Annotated in this window: 1 protein-coding gene; it reads left to right on the top strand. The window is 46.2% G+C overall.

What is annotated here, in order from left to right:
- Positions 1-481: 481 nt before the first annotated feature.
- Positions 482-7,276, top strand: coding sequence for a two-partner secretion domain-containing protein (locus QUA50_RS15480; RefSeq protein WP_445243164.1), 6,795 nt, complete (start codon positions 482-484; stop codon positions 7,274-7,276).
- The last annotated feature ends 12 nt before the right edge of the window (positions 7,277-7,288 follow it).

A 7,288-nucleotide genomic window follows, 5' to 3' on the forward strand; every position in this document is an offset into this window, starting at 1 on the left:
TTATCTGGTTAAATTCAATGAATTATTAATATTTGGGTGGCGCGGGGGCGGGTTTATACGATCCGTCGTTGGGTGTCATATATTTCGGTGAACCCGCCCCTACGGGATTGTGATATTATCTATTGTTGATGAATCTACGATCGCAATAACCAAAATTCGTAGGGGCGGGTTCGCCAGGGATTTTGTCACCCACAAATAATCTTTATAAACCCGCCCTCACCAAACCAATAACCCCAAACAACATCCCCGCCACCGGGTTAAATTCAATGAATTATTAATATTTGGGTGGGGTGGGGGCGGGTTTTTACGATTCGTCGTTGGGTGTCATATATTTCGGTGAACCCGCCCCTACCGGATTGTGATATTGTAATCTATTGGTAGGTGAATTGATGACCGTCATAACATATATTAATAAACCATGAAATTAACACACAAAAAACCCCGCTTTTTCCTCACATTCCTCTCCTTCACCGCCTTAACAATGTGGGAATTAGCACTTTTCGCCCCATCTCAAACAGCCACAGCCCAAATTACCCCCGCAACCGACGGCACGAATACTCAAATTACTCCCAGCGGCAACCAATTCAACATCAACGGCGGCCAACAATCCGGCGACGGTGCAAATCTCTTTCACAGTTTCCAAGAATTCGGTTTAACTCAAGGGCAAACTGCCAATTTTATATCAAATCCTAATATCCGCAATATTTTAGGGCGAGTTGTCGGCGGCGATGCTTCGTTAATTAACGGATTAATTCAAATAACTGGCGGCAATTCCAACTTATTTTTAATGAATCCGGCAGGAATTGTTTTCGGTGCAAATGCCAGTTTGAACGTGCCTGCTGCTTTCACTGCTACTACTGCGACGGGCATCGGTTTTGGCAATAACTGGTTTAGTGCGGCTGGTACTAATAATTATACTCAATTAGTCGGAAATCCTAATACTTTTGCTTTTACAAATACACAACCGGGAGGAATTATCAATTTCGGCAATTTGGCTGTGGGACAAGGGCAAAATTTAACTTTATTGGGCGGCACGGTTTTGAGTACGGGACAACTTTCTGCACCGGGAGGAAATATTACTGTTGCGGCTGTACCGGGTGAGAATTTAGTCAGAATTAGTCAACTGGGAAATCTGTTGAGTTTGGAGATTCAGCCGCAATCTGTCGCGGGGAGTTTGCCTCAAAATTGGGTGTTACCGATTGCATCTTTGCCGCAGTTGTTGGCGGGTGGCGGGGGAAGTGCAACGGGGGTGACTGTTAATTCTCAAGGGCAAGTAGAATTAACTGGTGGTGTGCAAGTAGAGAATGGAGATGCAGTTGCTAAAGGCGTAAGCGCGGGAAGTGCAACGCTGTCAGCTAATCGCAATTTGACATTAGTTGAAAGTCTGTTGCGTACAACTGGCGATTTGAATTTGCTGGCTGACAATACTGTGCGAGTGCGCGACAGTGTGGCAAATCCGTTTGTGGCTAATGCTGGCGGTAATCTGTATATTCGGGGAAATCAAAGTATCGATATTTTGGCGCTGAATCATCTTTCGCAAACGCCGTTTGTCAGCGGTGGAAATTTGACTTTAGTGAGTGATGGCATCATATCTACAGATGCTCACTTTCGCAGTGGCAATAATATGTCAATTCTCGATCGTTCGGGCAAACCTGCTAATTTTACCAGTTTGTACGATCCAATATTTACGCAGCCTAATGATTATACTTCTGGAGGATATACGGGGGCTTCCCTCAAGGTAGATACAACTTCGGGTACGGGAAATATTATTTTTAATGGAGATATAAGTATTACGAGTCCAGACACAAATATTACTAGCGGTGATCCCGGCACAGATGAATTTATTCTGCGTACTTCGCAAGCGGTAATTTTGCGATCTGGCGGCAAGATTCAAACAAGAGGTATTGATACTTATATCTCTGTAACCAAGAACGCAGGGCCTGTAATTATGCAAGCTATAGGTGACATTATTATTTCGGGAACTTATATAGGTCCATCTATCAAAATAGATACGACTTCGGGTACGGGGAATATTATTTTTAATGGAGATATAAGAATTACCAGTACCGCTGCAGCTTATGGTAGCCCTCCTACGGGTTATGAATTGATTTGGGGCGGTTCTAGAGCGGTAATTTTACAATCTGGCGGCAACATTCAAACAGGAAACTTTTGGGCTTATAGTCCTACTTTAAATAATACAGTCCCTATAATTATGCAAGCCACAGGCAACATTCAAACAGGAAGTATTAATACAGGTCAGACAATGGATGATAGTAGTGGTATAATATCTTTAACTGCTGGAGGCAACATCCTTACAGGTGCACTTTCTACTGGAGTTAGTTTGGGCACTGGCAGTGTCAAGAAGGGCGGCGATATTACTTTGAATGCAGGTGGCACTATTACGACTGGCGATCTCAATGTAAAGGCGAATCAAAACGGCGGGCAGATCGCACTTACGAGCGGCGGTTCAATTGATATCGGAACGATCGATGCAACGGGCGATAGCGCTGCTGGAAATATTACAATTCAAGCTAACAGTGGCATCACAACACCGACAACAGGAATTATCGCGGCTACTTCTAGTAACGGCAATGGCAGCAACGTTACTTTATCTACTACTAATGGAAATATTAATATTGGTAGCGTAAATACTTTTGGTATATTGCAGGGTGGAAATATTAATATTACCAACACTAAGGGCGATATCATTACAAGTCAGTTGCAAAGTTCCTTGTTCACTTCAACTAACAGAGGTGGCGCAATTAATCTCAGTGCGGGCGGCAATATTACTACTAATAGCATTGGTTCATCTGCCTTGCAAAATAGTGGGGCAATAACGTTGATAGGTGATAAGAGCCTTAGCTTAAAAGGGAGTGTTAATTCCGATTCTCGTAATGGTGTTAGTGGTAATATAACTATGGAGGCTGGTAATGGAATTAATCTTATTGGGAATAGCATCAGCGCTGGTGGCCCTCAAGGCCCAACGGGTGGGAATGTTACCCTCAAGACTACCAATGGTGACATTATAATTTCTCCAGGTCAGATCGATACAATTGGTAATACTCCTGGTAATATTTTTCTTTCAAGTGGAGGTGCGATCTCTATTGGATCGGCAAACTCAGTAGCTGGCTCCATAGATGCCCGATCTGACAGCAAGGGTACTGGCGGTAATGTAACCATTTTGGCTAATGGCGATATTAATCTTCTAAGCATTTCAGGCGTGTACATACCAGGTGATACTGGCGGCGGTAATATTAGCCTCACTAGCATGAATGGTAAAATTAGCACAGGCATTCTCAATACCGAAGCTAATATTAGTGGCAATGCTGGCAATATCAACCTCCAAGCTAAGAATGGCATAGAAACACCAAGTGAAATACCAGGATATAGCTTAGATTTATTATCGACTCGTTCTCCTAATGGGAATGGTGGCAACATTACTCTATCTACGATTAACGGTAATATTCAAATAGGTAATGTTAATGCTGGTGGAAAATTGCAGGGTGGGAGTGTTAACATTACCGCCAGCACTGGCAACATTACTACTCGTGGTATTCAAGCCAGTGGTACTCAAGACGGCGGATCGATTACTTTTAAGAGCGGCGGTGCGATCGACACTACCGCCGGAATCATCAATGCGATCGGCGGTAACAACGGCGGCAATATTTCCCTCGAAGCTGGAACGAACATCAGTACGGCAGGAATTGGTAGCGCTCTCTTATTAAGCGGATTCAACGCCAATAGCGGCAATCTTCGCATTCAAAGCGGCGGTAATATCGACACAACTGCCGGCCCAATTATTACCGCAGCGGCAAATGGTAAGGGCGGAGATGTCACCATCAATTCTCAAGGAACTATTGCGACATCGGATATTAATTCCCGCACTTTTGCTCCGAGTATTACTGTGACTGGTGGCAATATTGATGTCAAGGCAAATGACTCTATTACTGCCAGTGGCAAGATCGAAACTAACCGCAATAACATTACTTTTAACGCTCCCCTAACATTAGGGAACGACCTCTCGGTCAAAATTTTAGAGACTGGCAATATTACTTTTAAGTCTACTGTTGATGGGCCTTACAGTCTTACTGTTCAACCCGATGCCGGAAGTGTTGATTTTGGCGATGCTGTTGGCAGTGTCTCTCCGCTCAACAGCGTCAGTATTCAAGATAATATTCCCAACAGTTCCGCTGCAATTAACATTTTTACTACGAATAACATTACCGCCAATAATATTAAGTCAGCGGCCGGAATTTCTTTGTATAGTGAGAACGGAGAAATCACCACAGGCGATCTCGATGCGACTTCTCCTAACAATGGCGGTAATATCATTTTGAGCGCTGGAACTAATATTACTGCGGGCGATATCAATACCTCGTCTGCTGGTAATGGGGGCAGTATCTTGCTCGACGCTACCGGAAGTATTAATGTTGGAAAAGTTGACTCTTCTGCTAAGGGGAATGCGGGCGATGTTACCGCGATTAACCGCAGCATGACCGGCAATATTGTTGTCAGTCAAATTGATGCTCAGAGTCAGGACACGGGTACGGGGGGAAATGTTTCGATTGTGACTGAAAGCTTTTTTCGATCGCTCAATTCGTTCACAGACAGAAACAGCATCAATGCTAGCATTTCTACGGCTGGAAGTCCTGGAGATGCTAACGGCGGTACTATAATTATCCGCCACGGAGGCAAGGGAATCACGCCTTTTATTGTCGGCAATTCCCAGACAAATGGAACGGCGGGTGCACTTACTAGGGGCAATAGCGATCCCATACAAACAATTTTGCCCGATCGCGAATATCGCTATACTCACACACAAGATCGCAATTTCGCGCAAAATCGCGATCGCATTCAAATTATCTCCGTACCGCCGCCAATAGTTGCACCGACACCCGCAGCTACTCCAACACCCGCAGCGACTCCAACGCCCGCACCCACACCCGCAGCGACTCCCACGCCCGCACCCACACCCGCAGCGACTCCCACGCCCGCACCCGCACCCGCAGCTACTCCCACGCCCGCACCCACAGCCGCAGCTACTCCCACGCCCGCACCCACAGTCGCAGCTACTCCAGCGCCTTCCCCAACACCGACTCCAGCGCCCGCAAGCACGCCCTCACGGCAACTCCCACCGCGTGTACCCGTCGCACCTTCGGCAACTCCCGAAAGCTCGATCGCACCTGCCCCAACTCCCGAAAGCTCGATCGCACCTTTCCCAATTCCCCAAATATTTATCGAACCTTCGGCAACACCCGAAACTTCGATCGCACCTTCGGCAACACCCGATCCGATACCTGATTTTGCGATCGACTTCCAACTACCTGAATTGCCCGCTTCATTCGTACTGCCACCCCGCGCGCGCCCCACACAGCCCTCAACGCCCACAACCCCAAACGCTGCTGCCCGCATAGCTTCGACACCTACCCTTCCCTCTGTTTCCCAAATCCTCTCCTCCCTCGCCACTCAACCTACGATCGCCCTTCAACCTTCAAACGCGCCAAATCCCGCGCCCCCAGCCCCTCTTGCCTCCGTAACCCAGCCTGTAGCTCAAATTCAGCCAGCACCTGCAAGTGCGATCGTACCCGCGCCTACAAGTGCGATCGTACCCGCGCCTGCAAGTGCGATCGTCCCCGCGCCCGCTGTCAGCCCAAGCCAAACTCCCCAACGGCAGTTAGCTTTTTTAATTGGCGATTTATTGGGTGCTGAAACCTCGATCGACCAAAATGCTGAAACGGGAAATACCGAATTAGATTGGAAGCGTAACAATGAAACAATTATCTCCCTAGAACTTCCTTACTCCCCGTCAGTTAACACCATTGCCGGAGCCGAAGCAAATAACCTAATTTCCACACAGACATCTACTGACAATTTAACTGTTTCAGTCGCAGAAACTCCGCCGGAAATAATCGATCAAACTCCTAGTTTACCGATTGCTAATTCTGAACCCTTTGATGTCAATCTTTCTGATCTTTGGGAGAGAATAGCTGCAATAAATACAGCGCCAGTTCAAGATTCACCGAGTATTACTCCAGCACCAACTCCAATTCCCGCACCAATTCCCGCACCAACTCCAGCGCCCGCACCAATTCCCGCACCCGCACCAACTCCAGCACCAACTCCCACTCCCCCTCCGATCGCAGAAAATCCCGTACCCGCAGACATCCCAAATCTCTTTCCCTCAGAAATTAGCCGATCGCTCGTCGAACAAACTTTAGACCAAGGCAATGCTAATGATGCTGTTGCTCTCATTGACCAACTCTTTGAACAAGACTACGAAAATTATTATGGGGAAAATTTCACTGATAAAAAAATCAACGTTCAATATTTAAGACAAACTCTGAAAACAATTAAGGAAGAAACCGGGAAGCAAGCTGTAATTGTTTACGCGATCGTCCGTTTCCAAGAATTATCCCTAGTGTTAATAGTTCCAGACGGCCCTCCAATTCTCAGAAATATTCCTGTCGAGAGCAAAGATTTGCTAGCAACTGTGGCAGAGTTTCATCGTTCTTTGGGTCAAGCAAAGGATTCTGAAAATGAAGAATATTTGCCAATAGCTCAGCAACTTTACCAGTGGTTAATTGCGCCGATTAGTTCAAATTTAGAAGCATTAAATATAGATACGCTCGTCTTTTCCTTCGATGCTGGTTTGCGCCAACTGCCACTATCGGCTTTGCACGACGGTCAGCAATTTCTAGTAGAAAAGTACAGTGTAGGATCACTTCCCAGTGTCAGCTTGACTAACACAAAGTATCAAAGTTTGAAAAACGCTAAAGTTTTAGCAATGGGTGCTTCAGAGTTTCCACACACTGATAAACTTCCTTTGCTTGCGGTGCCGATCGAATTATCTGCGATCGCCGGTACCAGAAGCGACAGGAAAAATCAAGCAGGATTGAGCAGAAATGAAAGTTTTCTCAATCCTGCTGCCGAATTGCCGTTGTGGCGGGGACGCTCTTTTCTCAACGAAAACTTTACCCTAGAAAATCTCAGAAAACAGCGACAGCAAGAGGCATTTGACATTGTTCACTTTGCTACTCACGCTAGCTTTCCGCAAAATCAAAACGGACGCAAGGAAGCTGAGATTCATTTGTGGAACCGCTCTTTGGCGCTGGATGAATTTAGGTCGGCGAAGTGGTACGATCGCCGACAAGTAGAATTATTAGTGCTGAGTGCGTGCGAAACGGCGATCGGGGACAATACAGCAGAAATGGGTATCGGCTCAATAAGTAGGGGTAGCAGAGAAAAAAAAGTAAGCAGGATACACAAAGTGTTGTAAAATAGGACACAT

Source organism: Microcoleus sp. M2_D5, from assembly GCF_036701935.1.
Taxonomy (GTDB): Bacteria; Cyanobacteriota; Cyanobacteriia; order Cyanobacteriales; family Microcoleaceae; genus Microcoleus.